The organism is Caballeronia catudaia, assembly GCF_001544755.2.
GTDB classification, from domain to species: Bacteria; Pseudomonadota; Gammaproteobacteria; order Burkholderiales; family Burkholderiaceae; genus Caballeronia; species Caballeronia catudaia.
On sequence record NZ_FCOF02000048.1, the window covers coordinates 1 to 22,785 of the forward strand.

At 62.1% G+C, this 22,785-nt stretch carries 18 protein-coding genes and 1 pseudogene; 4 read left to right on the forward strand and 15 right to left on the reverse strand.

Going from position 1 to position 22,785, the window contains the following annotated elements; translation table 11 throughout:
• From AWB75_RS30700 to AWB75_RS30740, 9 genes and pseudogenes are all read right to left on the reverse strand, one after another.
• A pseudogene (locus AWB75_RS30700) lies at nucleotides 1-1,147 on the reverse strand (hypothetical protein); the annotation flags it as partial.
• 152 nt (nucleotides 1,148-1,299) lie between these two features.
• Nucleotides 1,300-2,448 carry a phage integrase family protein gene (locus AWB75_RS30705; RefSeq protein ID WP_061127782.1) on the reverse strand — a complete coding sequence of 383 codons (1,149 nt, stop codon included), beginning with the start codon at nucleotides 2,446-2,448 and terminating at the stop codon, nucleotides 1,300-1,302.
• On the reverse strand, nucleotides 2,441-3,100 hold the full coding sequence (locus AWB75_RS30710; RefSeq protein WP_235012303.1) for a hypothetical protein: 660 nt from the start codon (nucleotides 3,098-3,100) through the stop codon (nucleotides 2,441-2,443). The genes AWB75_RS30705 and AWB75_RS30710 overlap by 8 nt, the downstream gene beginning before the upstream one ends.
• Before the next feature lie 148 nt (nucleotides 3,101-3,248).
• Entirely contained in the window at nucleotides 3,249-3,539 is a 291-nt protein-coding gene (locus AWB75_RS30715) for a type II toxin-antitoxin system RelE/ParE family toxin (protein ID WP_061127783.1), read from the reverse strand.
• Nucleotides 3,527-3,799 carry a CopG family ribbon-helix-helix protein gene (locus AWB75_RS30720; protein ID WP_061127784.1) on the reverse strand — a complete coding sequence of 91 codons (273 nt, stop codon included), beginning with the start codon at nucleotides 3,797-3,799 and terminating at the stop codon, nucleotides 3,527-3,529. Before AWB75_RS30720 ends, AWB75_RS30715 begins: the two co-directional genes overlap by 13 nt.
• Nucleotides 3,800-4,094: 295 nt before the next feature.
• A complete protein-coding gene (locus tag AWB75_RS30725; RefSeq protein WP_087087029.1) occupies nucleotides 4,095-6,359 on the reverse strand; it encodes a site-specific integrase in 2,265 nt (754 codons plus the stop codon).
• Nucleotides 6,352-6,933: a hypothetical protein gene (locus AWB75_RS30730; protein ID WP_061127785.1), complete on the reverse strand. Its 582-nt coding sequence runs from the start codon at nucleotides 6,931-6,933 to the stop codon at nucleotides 6,352-6,354. Before AWB75_RS30730 ends, AWB75_RS30725 begins: the two co-directional genes overlap by 8 nt.
• Before the next feature lie 180 nt (nucleotides 6,934-7,113).
• The gene (locus tag AWB75_RS30735) at nucleotides 7,114-7,971 is read right to left on the reverse strand and encodes a PA4780 family RIO1-like protein kinase (RefSeq protein ID WP_061127813.1); all 858 of its coding nucleotides are present in this window, start codon (nucleotides 7,969-7,971) and stop codon (nucleotides 7,114-7,116) included.
• A gap of 394 nt (nucleotides 7,972-8,365) precedes the next feature.
• Nucleotides 8,366-9,268, reverse strand: a complete 903-nt coding sequence (locus tag AWB75_RS30740) for an SDR family oxidoreductase (RefSeq protein ID WP_061127786.1) — start codon at nucleotides 9,266-9,268, stop codon at nucleotides 8,366-8,368.
• Between the two features lie 542 nt (nucleotides 9,269-9,810).
• Here AWB75_RS30740 and AWB75_RS30745 point away from each other — a divergent pair.
• On the forward strand, nucleotides 9,811-10,251 hold the full coding sequence (locus tag AWB75_RS30745) for a hypothetical protein (protein WP_235012304.1): 441 nt from the start codon (nucleotides 9,811-9,813) through the stop codon (nucleotides 10,249-10,251).
• Between the two features lie 194 nt (nucleotides 10,252-10,445).
• Here AWB75_RS30745 and AWB75_RS30750 read toward each other — a convergent pair whose 3' ends face one another.
• Both AWB75_RS30750 and AWB75_RS30755 read right to left on the reverse strand, forming a co-directional pair.
• The gene (locus tag AWB75_RS30750; protein ID WP_061127788.1) at nucleotides 10,446-10,697 is read right to left on the reverse strand and encodes a DUF4242 domain-containing protein; all 252 of its coding nucleotides are present in this window, start codon (nucleotides 10,695-10,697) and stop codon (nucleotides 10,446-10,448) included.
• A gap of 37 nt (nucleotides 10,698-10,734) precedes the next feature.
• Complete coding sequence (locus tag AWB75_RS30755; RefSeq protein WP_087087044.1) at nucleotides 10,735-13,929, reverse strand: ATP-binding protein; 3,195 nt, start codon at nucleotides 13,927-13,929, stop codon at nucleotides 10,735-10,737.
• A 140-nt stretch (nucleotides 13,930-14,069) separates the two neighbouring features.
• Here AWB75_RS30755 and AWB75_RS30760 point away from each other — a divergent pair, with 140 nt between their 5' ends.
• Nucleotides 14,070-14,423, forward strand: a complete 354-nt coding sequence (locus AWB75_RS30760; RefSeq protein ID WP_061127790.1) for a hypothetical protein — start codon at nucleotides 14,070-14,072, stop codon at nucleotides 14,421-14,423.
• A gap of 1,186 nt (nucleotides 14,424-15,609) precedes the next feature.
• Here AWB75_RS30760 and AWB75_RS30765 read toward each other — a convergent pair.
• Nucleotides 15,610-17,997, reverse strand: a complete 2,388-nt coding sequence (locus AWB75_RS30765; RefSeq protein WP_061127791.1) for a hybrid sensor histidine kinase/response regulator — start codon at nucleotides 17,995-17,997, stop codon at nucleotides 15,610-15,612.
• Between the two features lie 491 nt (nucleotides 17,998-18,488).
• On the opposite strand from AWB75_RS30765, the gene AWB75_RS30770 reads away from it, so the two are divergent.
• Nucleotides 18,489-18,887, forward strand: coding sequence for a response regulator transcription factor (locus tag AWB75_RS30770; RefSeq protein WP_235012305.1), 399 nt, complete (start codon nucleotides 18,489-18,491; stop codon nucleotides 18,885-18,887).
• A 1,145-nt stretch (nucleotides 18,888-20,032) separates the two neighbouring features.
• Complete coding sequence (locus tag AWB75_RS37380) at nucleotides 20,033-20,221, forward strand: hypothetical protein (RefSeq protein ID WP_143746541.1); 189 nt, start codon at nucleotides 20,033-20,035, stop codon at nucleotides 20,219-20,221.
• A 547-nt stretch (nucleotides 20,222-20,768) separates the two neighbouring features.
• Here the strand turns inward: AWB75_RS37380 and hfq are convergent.
• The 3 genes from hfq to AWB75_RS38885 form a co-directional block, all read right to left on the reverse strand.
• On the reverse strand, nucleotides 20,769-21,050 hold the full coding sequence (gene hfq, locus AWB75_RS37810) for an RNA chaperone Hfq (RefSeq protein WP_061127793.1): 282 nt from the start codon (nucleotides 21,048-21,050) through the stop codon (nucleotides 20,769-20,771).
• Nucleotides 21,051-21,120: 70 nt separating this feature from the next.
• Complete coding sequence (locus AWB75_RS38880) at nucleotides 21,121-21,816, reverse strand: tyrosine-type recombinase/integrase (RefSeq protein WP_061127794.1); 696 nt, start codon at nucleotides 21,814-21,816, stop codon at nucleotides 21,121-21,123.
• A gap of 43 nt (nucleotides 21,817-21,859) precedes the next feature.
• Nucleotides 21,860-22,702, reverse strand: coding sequence for a phage integrase family protein (locus AWB75_RS38885; protein WP_061127795.1), 843 nt, complete (start codon nucleotides 22,700-22,702; stop codon nucleotides 21,860-21,862).
• Between the last annotated feature and the right edge of the window lie 83 nt (nucleotides 22,703-22,785).

The window sequence follows — 22,785 nt, forward strand, 5'->3', positions numbered from 1 at the left end:
CGAAGGGCCTTCCTTCATCTTTGGTAAAGCTCCGCAAACATCGGTCGATTGATGCTCGCGTTCTTGGCACACCCCACTTCATTTTCAAAAGAGCCCTTTTTATCGACCATTCAACACTACCCGAATCACCGAGGCCAGACATCACTCTGGCGCGAGCGATGAGCTCGAGGTTGTCTCCATGAGAAGGAAGAAGCTCTTCATAGCGACCGGCTGTGTAGGCGTCGGCAGCCGGCAGCGTCACGTCGACCGAGCCGAGCTCGCGCAGACTAAAGACCTCTTGCAGCCGCGTTATGCGAACGTCTGGGAAGCCGTCCATTTGCTTGAGTGCCAGGATAAGACGAGGCATAGCCGATGCTTGGACTCGAACGGCGTAGACCTGAAGCATCGCGACGAAGGTCTCGTATCGATCAATGATGGGATGAGGTTCTTCGTGAGCGATCGGCGTCGCGACATTTTCAACCTGCGTGAGGTCGTACGGGAGCACATGACTTAACCAATAGTCGCCCATTTCTGGAATTTGAAGGATGTCCCCCGCCTGTTGTTCGAGGCTTGCGAATGAGACATTCTCCTCGGCGCGTACACTAAAATAGTAGACAAGCCACGCCGCGTATTGGCTGAAACCTGGCGTGTTCACAACATCTTCCAGCAAGTCTTTTTGTGCTTTGAGTCCTTCGTGTAGTTGGAGAATCTGAACCTTCTGGTTAAGCAGCCAAATTGAGACGCCGAACTGCTCCTCTATTTTTTGGAGAGAATCTAGCGCCCCCACCAAGTCACCAAGAAGATACGACTCATAGAACTGGTCGCGCAGGGTAACGAAACTGCAAAGTTCGTCCCGGTACAAAGCGAGGATTGAAGCAGTCCACAAAATTTCAGCGTCTGCTTCCAGCCGAATCAATCGTGGCTTAGAAGTGAAGTCACCTAGTGTTCGTGCGAAGGCAGTGGGCGCCAACAGGGGCTTGTAGATGGACTGCCGACCCAGTTCACGCACGATCTCCGGGAAGCTCTCTGGAGGCAGCGCTGCACGCGCTCGCGACAAGCCACTTCTTGGCGTTTTTGCTGAATGCACGATGCGTCGAAAAAGCTGCATAGCGGCAGGCGGCTTTCCAGACTGCTTTTTCGCAGATTGGTTTTTAGCTTTCTTGCTCAATGTCTGTTCTCTTTTTGCTCATACCCATGGAACCGCAAGCGGGTGCCGGTCGTCGTCGAGTTTTGTGCTGATGGATCCTTCTACAATTCACTGGTTAGCGATCGCTCCTGACGCGCGCTCGATTTTCATCGGACTCGCACGCTTGATCACGGCTAGATCATTGAACGCCTTCCACGGGTTTCCGGCCAGATATCGCACATCAACCCACCAGTTGAACGGGGTGCGAAGGACCCGGATGGTATAGCGGTGCGGTTCCGCTGATAGTGAAGCTGATCCGCCAGTCGACGCCTCGAACGGCCGCCAGCGCGGCGAGTGCCGGGGGACGCGCTCACCACAAAACGCGGATCTGGGCTCTTCAAAAAATCCTTGAAGGCCTCGCAGTCATCGGCCCGCAAATCACTCAGCGCCTTGCCGCGCAGCATCACCGCCGATAACAGGAAGCACTCGAACTCCTTGGTGTAAACGCGCAGGGTTTTCGGCTGATCGCTGAAACGGTCCAGATAGGCGCGCACCGCATCGGGGTCGTGGTTCGCCTGGATATAACAGAAGGCCGTCGCGCGGTTTTCCCCGTGCGCGCCGGAGAGCGTGTGCGGCACGGCGAGGCGCTCGAACGGCGTGAGCGTCAATCGAGCCTCCTCTCGATTATCGCCCGGACCGCTGCTTGGACCGCTGCCTCGGCCGCTTCCTGTCACCTTGACGGCCGGGACTACCTCGACCAATTCGGCTGCGATCAGCGGCACGCCGTCTTGTTTTTCAGAGTAGACGTCGCGATCGATCGTTAGTTGCAGCGATGCCTGCTGCTTGCGGAGCCAGCTCACAATCGCGCGCGCCCGGCCCGGGCCGATGCGTGGAATCGAGCGCCACCAGCCGCCGCCGCGCCGGTTGCAGGACGCCACCAGGTCGCGCAGCGTCTGAATGCCCTCGCCCTTCAGCCGCGGCGCCGCCGCCAGCTGCGCCGCCTCGGTCACCATGCGAAACGTCACCGCCGTGAGGTTCGGCTGCCCATGCTGGCGAATCGACGCACGCAGGCGATCCGCGAGTGCGGTCGAGCCATGCGCGAGCGCGAGCGCCACCAGCGCATCGAGCAGCGCGGTGAGATACCGCTCCATCGCGCCGGGGGTCGCCGCATGTGCATCCTCGTCGGGATCGTAGTAGGTACGCGCGATCACCGCGGGCGGAATGCGTTGGACATACGCACGCAGCGCCGTGAAGTCCTTGGTCGTATAGCGCCGCTCAAGCGCGAGTGACCCGGTGAGCTTTTCCGGGGACGAGGCGGTCGCCAGATGCGCGCGCTCAGGCATCGCCCTCCTCCTTATCTAACTTGTCGCCCGGCTCGTCTCCTGACTCGTCGCGGCCGCTTCGTTGACCGTTCGTTGACGGTGGCGCCGGTGCGCGCAGCCGGGGCAGTCCGAGTTGCGCAAGCGCCGCGCTCGCCTGCGCCAGAAACGCCTCGGGCCAGCTCGCGCACAGGAACTCGAACGCCGTTCGCGCCTCGCGCAGCAGCTCCGCGAGGCGTGCATTTTCGGCGGCATAGGCGGTGACGTCAAAGTCCGTGGTTGGCCGGGCGCCGTACATAACCCGTTGCACCAGCTTGACCGCTCCATAGTCGGCGATGAAGTCGATCACCGGCAGGAAGCGCGGCAGCGTAATGAGCGCGGCGCCATAGGTTGCGGCCAGCGCGATCACCGCCGCCAGTTCGAGCCAGGAGGGTTTCACGGGCAGCAGCGGCACCGCATCGCCGTGCGCGGTCAGCCACGCGGCGGCGGCCTGGCGCTTGAGGGTAATCGCCGCGTCGACCGCGAGCACCACCTGCGCGACCGCCGCGCTCGGCCAGCGCGCGTCGATCGGCGAGGTGTCGTGGAATGGATGCTGTGACGCGTCGTTCGCTCGATCGCGCCGGTGGTCCGGATCGTCGCGTGAGTCGGCGTCATCCGGCCACAAACCTTGTCCCACGGCCCGCTCCCCTGAAGTGTAAATGCGAATTCGAGTATTCTACCCGTGAACGCCATCCCGATAATATGCCTTATCAGGAATCCTAAGTTCGTGAAGAAGCGTGTTTTAGCGGCCGGTTCGATCAACGAACTGCCGGCCCGACGATGTTCTAGTAGCCGACTTCCTTTTGGTGGCGGACAGCCAGAATGACAGCAGTTTCGTCGTCGAGACGATAGAGAGCGACGTAACCGCTGTCTCCAAAGTCAATGATCCATTCACGGAATTCAGAATCCATATCATCAACCGGGCGCCCCGCGCGAGGTTGGTCCGCTAGAACCTTCGCACCGGCACGGATCGCTGCGACAGCGCGTCGCGCAGCGTTGATGTTCTGGGGCTTGAGGAAGCGGTACAGGCGCTGCACATCATTGAGCGCAGATGGAGCCCAGATCACTCGTGGCACTCAGGTGGCTCCGTGTCCTCGCCGCCTTCCAATTTGGCCAACCATGCGTCAGCTTCCTCGTGCGTGACATGAAGGCCTGTCGCCCGGTACTCGTCCCACGCGCGTTTTGCGTCCTGCTTGAACGCCTCCCGCTTCTCTTCGCGATCAACGTATTGGGTGATCGCTTCACGCATGATCCAGTGCGCTGATCGGTCACGCAGACCAGCAAGCTGCTGAACGCGGTTTTTTAACTCGTCATCGAGCTTGATACTTGTTGCCATGCGGCACCTGTATTCGGAGGTAGTACCTTTAGATACTATAGCGCATCGGAGGGGTGCCGTGTGGTGCAAAGGCCCGAGCAAGCCACGAAGCGAGGCATACGCGTTGCTCAATCGCGTGACACTATTATTTGCCGTCATGATTTCAACCCCTGGTTTATGGACTCGTGGTTTTTTTGATTGAGTCTCGCCGCCGATCGCGGTGCTCATTGTCGACGACGATGATGCGGGTGCCTGGGAGAAAGCGCCGGGAAGCGATTGTTTTTGCAGTTACGCGGTGCGGCGACGGATGGGCTGCTCATGGCCCCGTCTTATGCGCAGCGACGCCGGCACAGTAGCGCGCCACCTCTTCCACCACCCGCTGCTTTTCGGCCTGGACGTAAATCGTCGTCGTTTGCAGCGACGCATGCCCCAGCACCTTCTGCACAACATCCACGGGCACCTCGTCGGCGACGGACTCGGTGGCGAAGGTATGGCGGAGCGCATGCGCGTTGGCCTGCCCAAGTCGCCGCCGCTCATCGAGGCTCAAGTCGTCCATCGTCTCAATCAGTTCGGTGACCATCCGACTAATCAGCCGGTTCAGTCCATCCGCGGTGTAGCCCGCCTCCTTCGCACGTTGCCCCACAGGCTGCCCCTCCCCGCTTTCCGCGCCCTGCCCCGCTCGATGTCGCCGGCGTGACGCGTCCGTCCACGGAATGACGATGGGGCTCAGTAGCGGCCCGCTCTGTTTGTCTTCTTCGGTCGCGCCATCAAAATCCTGCCCCCGGTCGGCCCAATGCGCGCGCAGCGCGTTCAGCGTCGCGGCGCTCACCGGCACCGTGCGTTCGCGCTGGCCCTTGCCGACGATGGTTAGCTCCCAGACTGGTCGCTCGGGTGTTCCAAAGGATGAAGGGCGCAGATGTTCGCGCCGTGCGCTCGCGGCTTCTTCGCGTCGCAGACCGGAATCGCCCATCAACAGCATCGCCGCGCGCACGGCGCGCCACTGCACGCCGCTTCGACCATCGCGCCACTGCACGCCGGCTTGGCGCTTGTTCGTGTCCATGCGCCACGGCACGCCGGACCTGCGCTTGTTCGTGTCGATACGGCCTTGCGCGCCCCCCACTTCGGCCGACCGCTGATCGAGTTCACCACGCAGCTTGCGCCACAGCTCAGCCGGTAAGGCGCGCTCGATCTTCATCGCGCGTTCCCGCTTGATCACCACCGGATCGTTGACGGCCTTCCATGGATTGCCGGCGAGATAGCGCACATCGACCCACCACGAGAACGCCGCACGCAGCGCACGCACCGCGTAACGCTGCGACTCAGGTGAAAGCGTTGCGGACAGCGAAGCCTGACCGTCGGCGGCCGCAGCGGAGGTGGACGAGGCGAAGGGTCGCCAACGCGGCGAGTGCCGCGGGAAGCGCTCACCCACGAAGCGCGGATCGGGGCTTTTCAAAAAGTCCTTGTACGCCTCGCAGTCGTCGACCCGCAGATCACTCAGCGCCTTGCCGCGCAACACGACCGCCCACAACAGGAACCGCTCGAGCTCCTTGGTGTACGCCCGCAGTGTCTTAGGCTGATCGCGAAAGCGGTTCAGATACGCGCGCACCGCATCGAGATCGTGGTTCGCCTGGATATAACAGAAGGCCGTCGCGCGGTTTTCGCCTCGGTACGGACCATCGGCGCCGGAGAGCGCATGCGGCACTGCGAGGCGCTCGAGCGGCGCCAAGGTGAGTCGCTCGGTGAGTCGACTTGCAGACCCGTCGCCTGGACCGCTCCCGCCTAGACCACTGCTCGGGCCGCCGCCTGGGCCGGATCCCGACACCTTGGCAGCCGGCACGACCTCGACCAGGTCGGCCGCGACGAGCGGCACGCCGTCCTGTTCCTCGGAGTCGACGTCGGCTTCGATCGTTAGTTGCAGGGACGCCCGCTGCTTGCGTAGCCAGCTCACGATCGCGCGCGCCCGGCCCGGGCCGATGCGCGGAATCGAGCGCCACCAGCTGCCGCCGCGCCGATTGCAGAACGCGACCAGTTCGCCCAGGGTCTGAATGCCCTCGCCTTTCAACCGCCGCGCCACGCGCGGACGCAGCCAGGCGCCGATCGGATGATCCGGATGCGGTGGCGCCGCGGCGAGTTGCGCGGCGTCGGCGACCGTGCGGAATGTGACCGCGGTGAGCAACGGCCGCCCGTGCTGCCGAATCGACGCGCGCAAGTGTTCCGCGAGCGCGCTCGAGCCGTGCGCGAGCGCGAGCGCCACCAGGGCGCCCAGCATCGTGTTGAGATGCCGCTCCATCGCGCCGGGCGTCGCCGCGTGCGGATCCTCGTCGGGATCGTAGTAGGTACGCGCGATCACCGCCGGCGCGATGCGTTGCACGTACGCGCGCAGTGCCGTGAAATCCTTGGTCGTGTAGCGGCGCTCGAGGGTGAGTGATTCGGTGAGCTTTTCGGTGACTTTTTCGGTGAGCTTTTCCGGGGCGCGCGGCGTTTTGGCGGTGAACTTTTGCGGGGCCACCTTGGGGCGTGCTTCGGGGGGTGCTTTTGGGGCGGGCCGGGCGGCGGTGTCGCGCTTATCGTGCCTACCCATCGTCGGGCTCCCCGTCCTCCGATTCGAGGGGTGGTTCACGCGGTGCGGGGGGCGCCGGTGCATGCAGCCGCGGCAGCCCGAGTTTGGCGAGCGCCTCGCTCGCCTGCCCCATGAAGACCTCGGGCCAGGTGGCGCAGAGAAACTCGAACGCCGTGCGGGCGTCGCGCAGCAGCGCGGCCAGGCGCGCGTTTTCCGCGGCGTACACCGTGACCTCGAAGTCGGTGGTCGGGCGCGCGCCATACATCACCCGCTGCACCAACTTCACCGCGCCATAGTCGGCCATGAAGTCGAGCACGGGCAGAAAGCGCGCATCAAGATAGAGCGCGGCCCCATAGGTCTCGGCCAGCGCAATGACCACCGCCAGTTCGAGGCGCGACGGCTTGATCGGCAGAAAGGGCACCGCGTCGCCCTGGGCGGTGAGGCGCGCGGCGGCCGCGCGCCGCTTGAGCGTGATCGCTTCGTCGAGCTGCAGCACCACGCGCGCGATCGCGGCGGTCGGCGCCTCGGCGGGCCACCGCTCAAAGCCGTTCGAACCGTCGTTTTCGTCGCGATCCGGCGGCAAGCCTTGCACCACGGCCCTCTCCCCTCGTTAGTAAATCAGAAAAGCCCGATTTTACCCCTGAAACGCTATCCCGATAATAGACGCTATCAGGCTTGCCGTTTCATAGAATACGGCTATGATTTGGAGCTTGGGTACCTGCCCGGGCGGGCGACGTCTTCGAAGACCTTCAATTTCGGGCTACACCGAGCACGGTTACCGGCGTGCGCTCAGTTCCTGCTGTCGCCGCACTCGCGCGTCTTCCTCAAGACGTGTCTCTTCGAGTTCCTGCAGCACGCCGTCGAGGTCCACAGGGCGCGTGTCGACTTCGGTGCGACCGGTCAGTTCGGCATCGACCTGCAGCCGCCCTGCTTCGAAGAGCGCCCAGATCTCGGAGCCATAACTCGCGGTGAGTATTTGCGGTGCAAACCGTCCGAAGTACGTGGCCAGGTTGTCGACGTCTCGCTTGAGCATCGAGGCAGCTTCGTTGTTGCCGGCCGCGTCGACGGCCTGTGGCAGATCAATGATCACCGGCCCATCCGCTCCCAGCAGGATGTTGTATTCCGACAGGTCGCCGTGAATTACGCCCGCGCAGAGCATGCGGACAACCTGGTTCAGCAACAGCGCGTGCAGTTCGAGGGCGCCGGCTTCGGTTAGATCGACGTCGTTGAGCCGCGGTGCGACGTCACCCACCTCGTCGATCACCAGTTCCATCAGCAACACGCCGTCGGTACAAATATAGGGTTGCGGCACGCGCACACCTGCGTTGGCGAGCCGGAACAGCGCGTCCACTTCAGCGTTCTGCCATGACGCTTCCTGCATCTGACGGCCGTAGCGCGTACCTTTTTCCATCGCCCGCGCCTGCCGGCTGCTCTTCACTTTGCGACCGTCCCGATACGACGCGGCTTGCCGAAAACTGCGCTGCTTCGCGTCCTTGTAGACCTTGGCGCAACGCGTCGATTCGCCGCTGCGCACGACATAGACTGTTGCCTCCTTGCCGCTCATCAACTGGCCGATGACTTCGTCGATAAGTCCTTCTTCGAGAAGCGGTGCAAGTCGTTTGGGTATTTTCATACGATCGTCGACCGCGGCGCGTGGAACGTGCATTCCACACCCGTGGATGGTGAATGGCCCGCTGAGGTATACACGACCAACAAACCGGTGAATCGAGAAGCCGGTGCGGGCGACCGCAAACTTGCTGCGTGGGAGATGGATGGAGTCATGCGGGATTATAAGGGTGGCCGAACACGAGCCGACGCAAATCTCCCGGCGACTGCGTAGATGCATTGCCCCGCCGTTCCAGACCGCTCCCGGTTTTGCACGACGGGCAGCACGCGACCCGGAGGAGACCTTCAGCGGTCCCGTTTGCGGACATTCGCGAGCAACTATTGACTGGTTTGCAAGGTCGTTATGCTGTCGTCGCGGCGGGGGTACCAATGGGTAATGGCGGCCGCACAGCGGGGGCTCGTCACACCTGCGGTGGCCTCGTCGCCGTCAATGCTTCTGCTACTTGCCACAGGCGAATTGAATCCGCGCTCTTGACGGATCGGGGCTGTTTGGCAACGTGCGAGTTCCCGACGAGCAGAAAGCGGGGGCCGTAGAATTCGCCCTGAGTCGTTTTGGGATCGACCGCCGCCTGCAAGAGCGAGTCCGTGGCCCATTTCACGTCCATGGACGGTACAAGTCGGAACCCTAGCCTCTTGCGGGTTGAATCAGTACCCATATTCGGACCGCTCGTCTGTAGATTGGTGCGTGTATGACCTGGATGGGCACTCGTACTGAGCAGGGGCCAGCTACGCTCGCGCGCAATCTCTGCCAATCGATTTGCCAACAACAGGCAGGCTAGCTTGGACTGCGCGTACGCCGTCATGGGCTTGTACGACCTTTCGCCTTGAAGGTCGTCGAAAACGATTTTGGCACCAATTGCGGCACTGCTTGTCATCGTGACGACGCGAGGGGACTTCGCTTCAAGCAAAAGGGGCAACAGCAGATTGGTCAGTGCGAAGTGGCCAAGGAAATTGGTCGCAAACTGTAGCTCGAATGCGTCGGGGCTCAGTACACGCCTTGGCGGCATCATAATCCCTGCGTTGTTTACGAGCACGTCAAGAGGGCGTCCTTCCCTGAGCAGGTGGTTGCCAAAATCCCTCACACTCGCGAGGCTGGAGAGGTCCATCATACGGACCTCAATCGATGCCCTTGGAAACTCCTTGCGTATATCCCGCCGGGCGGCATCGCCTTTCGACTCGCTGCGTACAGCCATGATGACGTCGGCCCCAGCTGCCACCAATCGCCGAGTCGCCTCCTTGCCGGTGCCGCTATTGGCTCCGGTAATGACGATACGGCGCCCCCGCTGATCAGGAGCTCGGTACATTCGCGCTTCTCCTATGATTTCATTCGATAAGGCGGGGCTCGGAAGCGGACAGGTGGCAGGCAGTCAGCTCCAGCCGCCAAGGCACGTGCGGATAAGAAATGGATCTGGTGCTGGCCAGTCCGGGAGCCCCAAAGGAACTACTTTGGTGAAGTACACCGCATAGTGTAGTTTGCTTGATGAAAAAGTAAACTACCTGGTGTAAGTTTTCGGCTGCTGGGGCAGCCCGTCCCGACGTGCCTTACCGGCCGCACGCGGCCGGATGGCGGCACTGTCACCCGTGATTTGGCCGCCGCAAAACGGTCGTTGAGCAAGGGCCTAGGGAGCCCCGGGCATAGAAACTGGAGGACGACCTCGAAAGGCCGTTCATGGGCCGGTTGCTGCCCCCTTGGCGAACCTGGTTCCAATACGCGTGTCCTCTTGCCAACTCGGGGTCCAACTGCGTATCGTCGATTGTGGGAACCGACTCTGTACGGGTGGCGCCACGCTGGCGTTCTCGTACCGAGCGTGAGGTCTCAGCGTTGATACGAGCAAGAGGTACCACCATGCGATTTTCGTCTCGCACGTTTCTCGTCGGCCCCGACGATGCCCTCTGGCGGCTGTCAACCAGCAAGTTCGACCGGATGCTTCGAGATCCGGCGAGTCACAGTTTGGCCGCCTTTGCAGGGCAACGGGCGCGAATGGCCAACGTGGTCGTTGAATTAGTGGCCAGGCAACCGACGCGCATCATTAGAACCACGTATTCGGTACTTTCTCTTGACGCTGAAGGTCGAGTCGACCCCGGTCGCTTCGAAGAGCAACAATTTGCTCTCGTGGAATCAATTGTTGCCCCTGTCATTGCTTCATCCGCAGATGAGGACAACCAACCTGTCGTCGACGCGACAGCTCGATTCATCGCGCAAGGGGGCCGGTGGACTCCGTCGGCCGCCCTGGCGCGCGCGATTGATGAGGCCGCGCTGGGGCAACGACCGTGCGCACGCCTGTAAGCCCAGTGAGGCAGCAGGCTGTCCGTGAGATTTCTGGCGAATTCGGCGACCGTCGGCCGGGCCCCTCCGGGGCAAGCTCAATGCGTCTACCGTCACCGGTGCCATCGGCGTATCTTCCGATCCGACGAGCACCACTTCGCAGACCGGCGTCCCCATCGTCGTGAACCGCTTGCGCACTGGAACTCAAGTCGTTCTTACCCGCTAATGATCTCGCCAGACCAAATGTGATCGAACGCGGCGCCGGCTTCTCTCTGAACCTCGCGAACCGTTTCCGCATCGGGCGCTTCGTACTCGCAGATCATGTGTCTGCGATCGAGCGAAACGACACTGCGCTTCCACACGACGCCACGAAGTTCGCTACATGGCGCTAACCGATCTTCGGCCGCCGCCAGGTCTTCGTCCGACTGCGGCATCGGAAAGCTCCGTTCGACCACCACGTGCGTCATTTTCAATTCTCCCGTTCACTGACAGCCGTGATCAAGGCTACTTCGTTTGCGTTGAAATCGCCGTTGTAATCGTGGGAAAGCGGTTGCGCAGGCGTCGGATGGCGGCTTCGCCGCGGGGACTTGGCGCACGTTCGTTCAACAGCGCGAGCAATGACCTGGCGTGCGACTCTGCCCGCTCGACCTCCCCTATCATCAGCGCGGACTCGATTAGCATGACCGTGGCCACGATCATTTCGGTCGTTGAATGCAGGACTTGCGCCCCCGCCAGCGCCTCGGTTGCGTAGTCGCGCGCCTTCGCATTGCATCCCCCGTCATACAAGACCAGGGCCGCTTCGTTGAGCGCGTAACAAAGGTGTCGCTTGTCGTCGGCCCGACGTAGTGCATCGAGGGCATCGAAGGCATCGAAGGCTGGAGAGCCCGGCTCGTCTCGGACGAGGCGCAGTGATGCAATTTTGCCGAGAACGTCCGCGAAAGGTGCGCCAGAGTCGCCCATTTTCCGTGCGACTTTGACGATCTCACCCGACAGGCAGATTACGTCGGCGTGAGCGCCGCGCTCGAGGTTCATAGTCGCCAGCCAGACGAGACACTGATACTCGCGCCAATGGTCGCCTGTTGCACGCGCTTGCAATACGGCATCGCTGAGCTTAGCGCACGCGAGATCCAGTTGCCCGTCGGCTCGCGCGAGCAGCGCCTCGCCCCACATCAGTTCCACCACGCGCAGATCGCGGCGCTCCGCCATCGCGCTCGCTTCGTGTAGAACAGCGCGGGCGCGAGGAAGATCGCGCTCCAGTTCGAGCAGGCATCGGCCCGTGTTCGCGAGCTGTTTGCAGCGCGTGGTTGCATCCGCCTTGCGCGCTGCGCTCTCCGCTCTGATTGTCACCTGTCGCGTACGCTCGATGTCGTTCGCCTGCTGGGTGAGCCACGAAAGGCTGTGAAGCCCCTGGACCACGTCCGCATGAAGCGACAAGGCTTCGGCCTCCTGAATCGCTCGCTCGAACGCTTCCTCTAGCAAGGCCGGGCGCCTGTCACCAGAACTGGCGGCTGCAACGAGCCGGGCCGTCAAAAGTCGGATCTCGAGACGGACACGCTCGCTGTCCTCCGGCAACGCGTGGACGTGAGCGAGCCCGCGCTCAGCGACCGAGATAGCTTCGGCGACGGCGAAAACACGAAGACAGTGATTGCTCGCTTCAACGCACGCGCGCGCGGTCATCAGCGAGTTGTCTGCCAAGGTGGCGTGATGGACCACTTCGCCGTGCAGACGCGGATCGTGCTTGCTCGCAGCCAGTAACTGCCGCGCGATCTGGTGATGCATGGCACGCTTGTGGGGCTGCGAAAGCGTCCGATAGACCGTCTGACGCACGAGGTCATGCGCAAAATCGAATTCGGCTTCAGAGGCAGGCGCGATCAACCCGCGGCGTTCGAGATCGGTTAAGCAAGGAAGAATCTCGCGCAGCGGCCTTTCTGAAAGTCCTGCAAGTTGCTCGGGAGTGAAGCCATGGCCGATGACTGCCGCGTAAGAAAGCAAGTCGCGCGTGACGTGGTCCAGCGGCGCAAGACGTTCCTCGATCAAGGTGTCGATGGACCGCGCCACAGGCCTCGAACCGGCGTTCTTCGCGCGCGTCAACTCAAGCACATAGAGCGGATTGCCGCCGCTTTGGCGCAAGGTCCACTCATGCGACACGTCAGTGCCCGATGTCGCAATCAGCGTTTCGACCTCCGTGGGGGTAAGCGGCGACAGCGGCGCGCGATCGAGCTTGCTATCGCGGGCAAGCGACTGCAGCAAGGTTCTCGCCCATCGGTTGTCGTCTGCTTCGGCGATTCGTGCCGCCGCCAGAAAGGCGACCGGTCGGCCATCGAGCCGTCGCGCAACGAAATGAAGCAGCGCCGCCGACGCCTCGTCAAGCCAGTGGAGATCGTCCAGGACGATAGCTAGCCGACGTTCATGACACAAGCGCTCGAGCAGCACGACGATCGCCTCGAAGAAGCGCTCGCGGCTTCTCTCGTCGCGTTGGACCTCGGGCGTGCCGGTGGACATCGGGCGAAGAAGAGGCGTCAGCGCTTCGTCGGCCGCCGATAGGATATCGGTCGTGACGGGGCGTAGCGCATCGATCCAAATACCGTACGGACGTATCGTCTCCGCTTCATAGCAGCGTCCCCGAAGCACGACGACACCCGCGCTCGACGCATTCTCGCTGAAGTAATCGAGCAGCCGCGTTTTGCCGATGCCCGGCTCGCCGGTCAGCAAAGTTAGTCTGCCGGACGCAAATGGCGAAGACAACAAAGCGTCCAGCTTTACGCGTTCCACGTTGCGCCCGACGAGCGGCGGCGCCCAAGGCGACTGTTGATCGCAGATGATTTCCGCAAAATCGCCGCGTGCGGGCCCATGCGCCCTGGTTGCAACGCGGAGGTCGTCACGGACGTGTCGAATTACATCGTCGAGCGCCACACACGACCCTGCCCCAAGCTCACGGCGCATGAGCTCACGCGCATAGTCGTAGTGATGTTCCGCGTCCGCAGGACGGCCCGCGCCGTATAGCAGCCTGATTAGCGTGGTGTGTGCGGTTTCGTCAAGCGGGTCGGCCTCAACCAGTTCTCGTCCGCGCTGCATGGCAGCTGCCGGATCGCTGCCCAATCTGCTGATGAGCGCGCGAAGCACAGTCTTGCGCATACGGCCGAAGTGTTCCCGCTGACCGACGCACCAGTTATGGAAACGATAGCAGGCCGGAAGATCAAGTCCGCAGATGAAATCGCCTCGCAGCAGGGCTGCTGCATGCTCGAGCGTCGGCAACGGCATTGCATCGGTTCCCGGTGCGAGCAGCGTCCGCGCCGTCGTCGTATCGATCAGTGCGCCGGCGGGGTCGAAGGCGACGTGCGTGCGGTTGGCCGCGATACGGTCGTCCAACGCATCGTCGACCAGCGGTCGCAACTTGCTCAGGCTCCAACGAAGCGCGGCGCGCGGATCGTCGGGACCGTCCCAAAGGAGATCGCATAAGGTCGATCTCACGACGGCGCCATCGCACGATACAAGGTAGGCCAGCAACGCGCGAGTTCGGCGCGAGGCAGGCAAACTCACGATTGCGCCATCGCGCCTGACTTCGAGTTCGCCGAGCAGGCGAATGCTCAAAGTCGCGGATCCGGTACTGGCAACGCCCTTGTCTTCCACGCTGGCTCCCACCGTGAATACAACGTTTCGGGCGCAGTCTGATGCTGTCGCAATCGCGACGATGGTCATCAGAGAGTCTGCCATCACTGAGTCATTAGACGAAGATTACTACCAGACTGCGACGCTTCGCCAGCCGGGTCCGATTCCGCGTAAGCGTCCTGATTCACCTGATTCAGACCGTACGTGGCCTAAACGGAGGAGGTGAAATCGTGGATGGGTTCCGGGAAAGGCTCACTGAGTGCATCGGCGGTAGCGCTCATCGATCGATTGCCGATGAAGGAGCCGCGATTAATGAAGCGGACGCACTCCGGCTGTACGAAGCGCTAGCTGAAAATCCGCTATCGGCGAAGCGGCTCGCAAAGAGGACGAGCTCGAATCTGCGGCGCGTGAACGAGTGGCTGGCGACACAGGTTGCGCGTGGACACCTTGCATACGACGCGGCCAGTCAGCGTTGCTGGTTGCAGCAGGAACAGGCGGGCGAGATCGCGAAAGCACCGTCACGAGCCTTCATGAACGAGGCATTCGCCGTCTGGCGCAGCGGGCGATTACTTGCGAGGTCGTGAACGGCCGAAGATCTGATCGCTCGCACATGCCTGATTTTGCGTAGCCGCACATTGCTCCCCGCATGGCGGCAGTCGCTCAAAACGCCTACCTGATCGAGCTCCGAATCGTCACTCAAATTAGCAGGGATTTTAGGGGTCACATGGACGCGTCAGGAGATCCACATGAAGCAATTCTTCCTGTTCGTGATAGCTCTTTTAGCTATCGGATCGGCTTATGCTGAACGAGGCGACACCGAAGACCGATCGTTGATGGAATATTATTCCGCTCACCACACGAAGCCGCCTCCTCGCGATCGGAAAGCATCGCCCTCCGGCGCGAGCGCCCCACCTGCTCAAAGCGCGGCTTCCCGTTCCGCGTCCTCACCAAGGCGGTCCACGTCGAGCCACGAATCTCACGAACTTCTCCGGGACACTGGACCTTTAGTCGCCTCTCAATAAGGAGCGAGGAGCAACGGATCCGACGCGATAAGCTCAGTTCTGGACAACGAGTGCAGGCAGCCATTGATTGTCGCCGCGTCGCTCGCGGCGAAAAAAGCTAAAAGTCGCGGGCGAGCCCCCGCAGTTGTTCAGGATTACTGTGTAACAAGTGACGTTGCAGATACTCTGGCAGCGCGACAATCAGGATAAGAATGTAGTGGCGCGGGTAATGATGCCGGTGTTGATTGACGCCGGCGAGCTTTGCCTGCCAGCCGCGCGTCAATCTGGATGGGAACAGCGCGTCAGTCGGCGGAGTCGATGCCGTAACGCGTGACGCCCGTGAGCTGCGAATTGCCCGTCATAGCTGATCCTCCTGTTTGGGCGGCACGCCGACGTTCTTTGGTCGCTATACTGGCCGGGCGTCCCGGATCCTGCTGCTTGCGCTCCAGGGCGGTACGGCGACGGTAGCTTTCAACGTTCATTTCAAAGCTCGCCGAGTGATGGACCTCCACGCCATGCGGCTTAGCCAGCCGAGACGCTCGAGGAAGAGCAGACTCAGCGTGGGGAACAGTCGGCCCTGGCGAACTGATTCGCGAGCGCCTTTGCGACAAACATATTGTCCCGGACCAAAAACCGCGCAGGGTCGAAGCCGGCGGTCGCGAGCTTTTTACGCGATGCGAACACGAGTGGCATGGTCATCGCCTGCGCCGTCTTGATTCCAGACGTCGACATTTACGCGGCCCGACTCACCGGCGGAATGTTTCCGCACTTAAGTCCCTCCCCCTTTATTGCCCGATCCGTGCATCGCCGCGATGAGCGCATGCAACTGCTCCATTGTGAATGGCTTGCGCAGCGACGCGCAATTGAACCCGACTTGTTCCGGCGTCGGAGCATCGCCGCCCGATGCAAAAACGATCCTGATGCCCGGGTCGTGCTCGATCGCAGCTCTGGCCAATTCAACGCCCGAGCGCCCCGGCAGGACAATGTCCGCAAGCAGCACGTCGATCTTCGCCGTCGTTAAGGCACGCATCCCTGCGTCTGCATCCGCAGCCTGACGCACTTCATAGCCCATGCTGGTCAGCAGTTCACTGACTGCCTCCCGCGAACTGTCGTCATCGTCCACGACGAGAATTGCGAGGCTCGCGGGTGTATAAGACTGCACCGAAGACGACGGCTCGGCGGCCGGTGATCCGGCCGGCGGAGGCACCTTCGCCGTGTCGACCGGCCCCAGCATCCGGCGAATCTTGGACGCAAGCTGCTCGCGGCTGTAGGGCTTGCTCAGCAGATGCACACCCTCGTCCAGTCGGCCCCCATGCACGATGGCGTTCTGGGTATATCCCGACGTAAACAGCACCTTCAAATGCGGCAGCATCCTGGTTGCAAGCTTCGCAAGTTCGGTGCTGCGCATCGTGCCGGGCATTACCACGTCGGTGAAAAGAAGATCGATGTGTATGCCGCTTTGAACGATCACCAGCGCGCTCTGTGCATCGTCTGCCTTCAGTACGGTATAGCCAAATTGCCTGAGCGTTTCGACCGCGGTTGCCTGAACGCCTCTGTCATCCTCAACGACGAGAATGGTTTCAGATCCGCCGGTGAGCACCACTGGTTGCCTGGGTTCCAGGTCAATGGCTTTCTCCATCGAGCGCGGTAGGTAGATCTTCACGGTGGTCCCGTGCCCAGGTTCGCTGTAGATCCTGACGTGACCGCCGCTTTGCTTGATGAAACCATACGCCATGCTCAGGCCCAGACCCGTGCCTTGCCCTTCGGGCTTGGTCGTGAAAAACGGCTCAAAAGCGCGCTCGAGGACATCGCGCGCCATGCCCGTCCCGGTGTCGGTAATGGCGAGCAGTACGTATTGCCCCTCGCGAACGTCAGCGGCCAGCGCACTGTAATGCGCATCGAGCATTGCATTCGACAGCTCGAGCGTCAGCTTGCCGCCTTCCGGCATTGCGTCGCGCGCGTTGATGGCCAGGTTCAACACCACGTTCTCGAGGTGGTTCGGATCGACCAGCGTGTTCCAGAGGCCGCCGGCAATAACGGTTTCGACGTCAATCATCTCACCCAACGCCCGTCGGAGCAGGTCGTCCATGCTCCGCAGCATCACAGCCAGGTTCACGACCATCGGCTGCAGTGCCTGGCGACGTCCGAACGCGAGCAGTTGAGAGGCGAGGTTGGCTCCCCGCTCGACCGCATCGATTGCCTTGTACAGGCGTTCTCTGCTCCAGGCGTCGCGGCCATGGCGGCCTTCGAGCAATTCCAGATTGCCGCGTAACACCTGCAGAACATTGTTGAAATCGTGTGCGACGCCGCCCGTCAGTTTTCCAAGCGCCTCCATCTTCTGTGACAGAAGCAGCGCCGCGCGGGCCTTTTCCAGTTGTTCGTGAGCGGTCTTGCGTTCCGTGATGTCGCGGGTGATCTTGGCGAACCCCACCAGCGTCCCTTCCTCGTCGCGGATTGCGTCAATCACGACATTGGCCCAGAACCGGCTACCATCTTTCCTGACCCGCCAACCCTCGGTCTCAAACCGCCCTTCCGTTGCGGCTGTTCGTAGGCCGTGCTCCGGCAGACCTTGAGCGGCGTCTTCGGCCGTGTAGAACCGCCTGAAGTGCGTTCCGACGACCTCGTGCGCCTCGTAGCCCTTGATGCGCGCGGCGCCCAGATTCCAGTTCGTCACCAGTCCCTCAGGGGACAGCATGAAAATCGCGTAATCAGTGACCCCTTGCACCAGCAGCCGAAACCGTCGCTCGCTTTCGATCACGGCCTCATGGGCCATGCGTTTGTCGGTTGTATCGCGCACAATCTTGCCGAAACCAATGAACGTGCCATCGGCCGCATGAAGCGGCGTGATGAGCACGCTGGCCCAGAACGTCGTGCCGTCCTTGCGTACGCGCCACCCTTCTAAATCATATTGGCCGTGCTCCCGCGCTGCGCGCAGCGCCGCGTTTGGAACGTCGTTGCGCCGGTCTTCTTCCGTGTAAAAGACGGAAAAGTGTCGCCCAAGGATTTCATTGGTTTCGAAGCCTTTGATGCGCCGCGCACCAGGGTTCCAGCTGGCAACCTCGCCGCCTGCGGTCAGCCTGAAGATCGCGTATTCCGATACGCGCGCGATCAGCAGCGGCTGCCATGTTGAATCGATGTCGTCATCGTCGCTCTGCATTCGACCCCTCGTTGAGTATCAACGGTCAGACATAGCCTTCGAGACTGCACCCACCCTCCGCTGAGCGCTGCCCCAGCCATTTCACATTAACCGTCATTGTGCCTTACCAGGGCTCTAGAGCTTGGGCCTGGACATCCTGTGCGTCCTGTGCGCGGCACGGCCGTCGCAGGGCGCGTTCTGCAGATCGTCAAACGAATTGACCGATCATGACGCACGTCGTTGACGACTTCGCGGTATCGTGCGCCGTCCCGTTTCGCGTCGACCGGCAATCTGCGGTCGAACGACCCACGGACCCGTCGGGGCCGTTAGGAATTTTCGTCGACAGGAAGACGAAGCCATCATGGAAACACGCATGTGGACGTCCCGTTTAGAAGCATCGCGCGGGCATGACAGAAGCTCGCGGTCGCAACTGGCTTGATTATTGCTGGGGAATCAGTCCAATATTCAGCAGACAAAGCGCCGGGCGGATCTCAATGGAAGGACGAACCAGCTTGCCAGTCGCCCTGCTTGCGGAAGACGATCCTCAATCAGCCGCAGCGTGGACGGGCGTTCTGCGCCTAAACGGATGGGAGGTGGTATGGGCACCGGACGGTGCCGCAGCGCTCCTGCTTGCGCGACAAGCCAGGCCAGATCTTCTCATCACCGACTTCGACATGCCGAAAATGGACGGGCTGTCGCTATGTCTCGCATTTCGGACTGACTCAGCACTTGCGAATGTGCCGATCATCCTCGCGTCCGCCAACCCCTCGGCGGTCGAAAAAAATGCCACGGCGCACGACTCCTTTTTACAAAAGCCTGTTAACGCCTTCACGCTCCTCGCGGCGATCGCTGCAATCACAATCCCGAGGAGGCCGCCGGACGTGACGGGAAGCAAAAGCGAGCCGGTCTAGACTACTTTAAGTAGTCGCGCCGTTCGCGAGCGCAAGCTGAACGAGCGTGCCGAGCATCGCTCGAGGTAGCCCTTGATTCAGGTTGGCAGAACCTCTGAGGCGTCCTTTATGAGGGATAAGACTGCCAAACCGACCGGCGGTTGAATCGGTCCTGGATGACAGGCGGCTTGTTACGCCGCTACCTCCTCGCGCCGGGCAAGACGTGATCTTGGGTTACAGCGGACCCTTTGCCCAGCTCGTTTCGGAAACGCCGTTCCTACTCCCACGACGTCGCGGTTTGGGTGCTTATCTTTTCGCGAGAAGCGCCAGCAGTTCGTCGCCGTCAATGAACCCGGTCGCGACGCGAACCGCAAATCCACCGCGAGTCTTCGTTGGCAAAAACGCGCACGGCACCTAACGAGACGAATCGACCATCCTCCGCCCGGAAGTTCGAACCCGCGCCGGCCGTTGAGCGACGGCTTGCCCCGTGGAATGCCTTCGAGTTGCTAACCGTCGTCAGTTATTTTGAGGGCTCGTCGATCTCGTACGCAATCTGTTTGCCTTCGCGCAATCGATCCCGTGCCTTTCGAAAGGCGTTGCTTGTGAGGCATCCAACCAGGCATGCCCTGATTTCTGCCCGGACGGTTTGGGGGAAGACATCTGGGCTTATAGCCCCGCTCGGCGATGGCTTGCATGATCCGGTTCTCTTGCTGCTGGCTCACGCGTAGCGGTTTCCCTGGTCCAGCTCAGCTGCCCCGATCGCTCGGTTGGCTCTTCACGAATGTCTGCGCGACATCATCGACGTTCGGGTGGTAGTTAAGTTGGTTCGCCCGCGCGATTGCCCACCAATCCATCGCCGTCCGACGACGGCGTCGGTCGGAGTTTTTGACTTCTTGGCGATCGGGCCACTGCACGCCAGAGGCTGATTCGCAGGCCCGGCGCGCCCCCGCTTCGGCCGGCCCGCACCGAGTTCACCACGCAGCTTGCGCCGCAGCTCAGCCGGTAAGGCGCTCGATCTTGATCGCCGCTCCCGCTTGATCATCACCGGATCGTTGACGGCCTTCCACGAATTCGTGAGGCTCGACAGGACCCTGGACATAGGAATCAGGTCCAGCTACTTTCTTCATACATAAGCCAGAGCCGCTACGGCGCATGGAGAGAGACCCATGAAAGATTCGTTTGAACCCATTGTCCTTCGAATCTATCAAACCCCGAACGGACAATGGGTGGGGCGACTAATGATCGGCAACGAGGATCTTGGTTGGCTTTCGGGGTGTGCCTCGCCTACGGAGGTGGAGCAGGCGATTCGTGAAACCGGTATGTGCCCGGACAGGGTTGAGGTGCGTGCTTCATAGTTTCATGAAGCCGTTGGACTTCGATGGCGGCCTACGGTCAGATTTAACGCGCCATGAGCGCCTGTCATGCAGAAGAATCGCGGGCCTGGGTCGTGGCGCCCACGCGACGAGCGAGCGGTGCGGCAGGCAGGAAGAACCCCTCGCGGTTCTCTCAAGGCTACCGCAGCCCTAATCCAAGACGAAGCGTCGCCACCGCGCCCACGCCCCGAAGAACTCTTCATCGCCGGTACGGTCTGATTCATCTACATCTGAACGAGCGCGTGGGCACTGTCGTCAGACGGACACCCGCGCGTCTCGTACGAATCCACTGCGGAAAATCGTGCACGGGCTCCGCGGGAGGATAGTCATAGGGCCTGCGCCTGTGATGTTCGACAGGTGGATCGATAGTGTGCGGTGCCGCTCCTGTCATTGCGAGCCGCCCGGCAATACTGACGCTAACCGTTGTCGGCTGCTTGGCCCAGCCGAATTGCCGGTTCGGCGTGCAGGGGTCCTCCCTATGTTCTGCACGCCGCTCCTGTATTTTGAGGTCCACTCCCGGGAACCTCGACTACCGCTCGAGTCCCCTGGCCGGTTGACGCTCATGCGGCGTCGCCGGACGATCTCTCGTTCGTGGCTTCTCTACAACGTGTGATTCGCAGACGGTCGACACGGCGCTTTTATAGACGGTCTGGATACCCGTCGGCGACTCCAATGCAAGAACGTATTTGTCAAACGAGATCAACTGGCCGGTCAGTTTGATCCCGTTCACCAGAAATACCCAAACGACTTCCCGTTCGCGCATGAGGGCATTCAGGAAGTCAGCTTGGATGTCGTTCGCATCGGTGAGCATGATGGCATATTCCAGTCGTTTATCTCGCCAACGGTTCCGTGGTTCGTTGCGCCACCGAACGACGCCGCCCCTATAGCTCGTCCTCGTCATAGTAGCGCGCGGCGGCCTCGAGCATCCGTCGACGCTCCGCCCGCACGTAAATGGAAGTCGTCTGCAAAGAGGCGTGACCGAGGATCGCCTGCACGACATCGGTGGGCATCTCGCGCGCAACGGCGCGCGTGCCGAAAGTATGCCGAAAAGCATGCGCCGAGGTGTTCGCCAGTTGCACCAGGTCGTCCGCGCTGAAGTCGGCCAGCGCAGCGGTCTGCGCGCTCAAGCGTTGCACCGCCATGCGCACGAGCCGTCCCAGGGCATCGACGGTGTACGGCACGTCTTGCGCGTTCACGTCGTGCCGATCAAGCGCGGCGCGCGTACCCGGAATCCACTGCGGCGCGACCAGCGGCCCGTCAGCGCGTGGGGCGTCGAAGTCGCGCCCCCGGTCGTTCCAGTGTGCCCGCAGGGCGCCGATCGTCGCCCCGCTGACCGGCACCGTGCGCTGCTTGCGACGCTTGCCAATGATGCTGAGCGTCCACACTGATGAGGCTCCACGGCCGGGTGCCGTCGAGCTCATGGGCTTGGCCTGCGTTGTCCCGCCCGGCGTCGTCTGCGTGGTCGAACCCGACGCGGTGCGGCGCGACGTTCGCCCCTCCTCGGGCGCCTCAGCGATCCGCAGGTCTTCTCGACGCGCGAGCGCAACTTCCGCACGCCGCAACCCGGAATCGCCCATCAGCAAAATCGCCGCGCGCGCGGCGCGCCACTGCCTGAGCTCGTCATCGTCTTGCGGCTCCGCCCCACCGAAAGCAGGCCCGCAAGGTCGTCGGCCGATCGCGATAGCGGTGTAGATATGCGTGCACCGCTGCGAGGTCGTGCTCGGCGCGGACGAAAGCGAAGTTGGCCGCTCGGTTGACGCCCGTCGCGCCGGACAACGCTGCAGGCACGACCAGGTGCTCGAAGGGCGCGAGCCGCGGTTCGCTCGGATCGCCGCCGATGACAATGACACGCTCGTCTCCCTTCCCTTCGCTCGCACTGGCCGGCACCAACGACGTGGTGTCGACGTCGGCGGCGACCTTCGCCCCGAGCGTCGCCTCGTGCCGCCGCAGCCACGCGACGAGCGTCCGCGCGCGCAAGGCGCCGATGCGCGGCACCGAGCGCCACCAGCTGCCGCCGCGCGCATTGCAGTAGTCGACCAGCGCGCCGAGCGTGCCGATCCCCTCCCCGTTCAGGCGCTGCGCGATCAGCGGCCGGAACCACAGGTGTACCGGGTGTGTCACGAGCGGGACGGCCGCCGCCAAGGTCGATGCCTGCTCGACCATGCGCAAGGTCATGGCCGTGAGCTTCGCGCTGCCGTGCTGCTTGATCGATGCTCGCAGATGATCGGCTAGGACCGACGAGCCATGCAGCAGCGCGAGATGAACCAGGTCATCGCGCATCGTGCCCAAAAACCGTTCCATCGCGTCGGCACTGGCCGCGTGCGGCGAGCGCTCCGGATCGTAGTAGAGCCGCGCGATGGTCGCCGCCGGCAGGCGCTGCACGAACGCGCGCAGCGCCGTGAAGTCGGTGCGGGTATAGGTGCGCGGCGGCGGCAGGGTCAGCTGTTGCGGTTGATTGGCCATCGCGAGGCGCTCTTGTCTGCAATTCGAAGGAAGCAAGTGGCTTCCAACACGTGTCCGAACCGGTGCGGCTTTTCAGGGAAGGA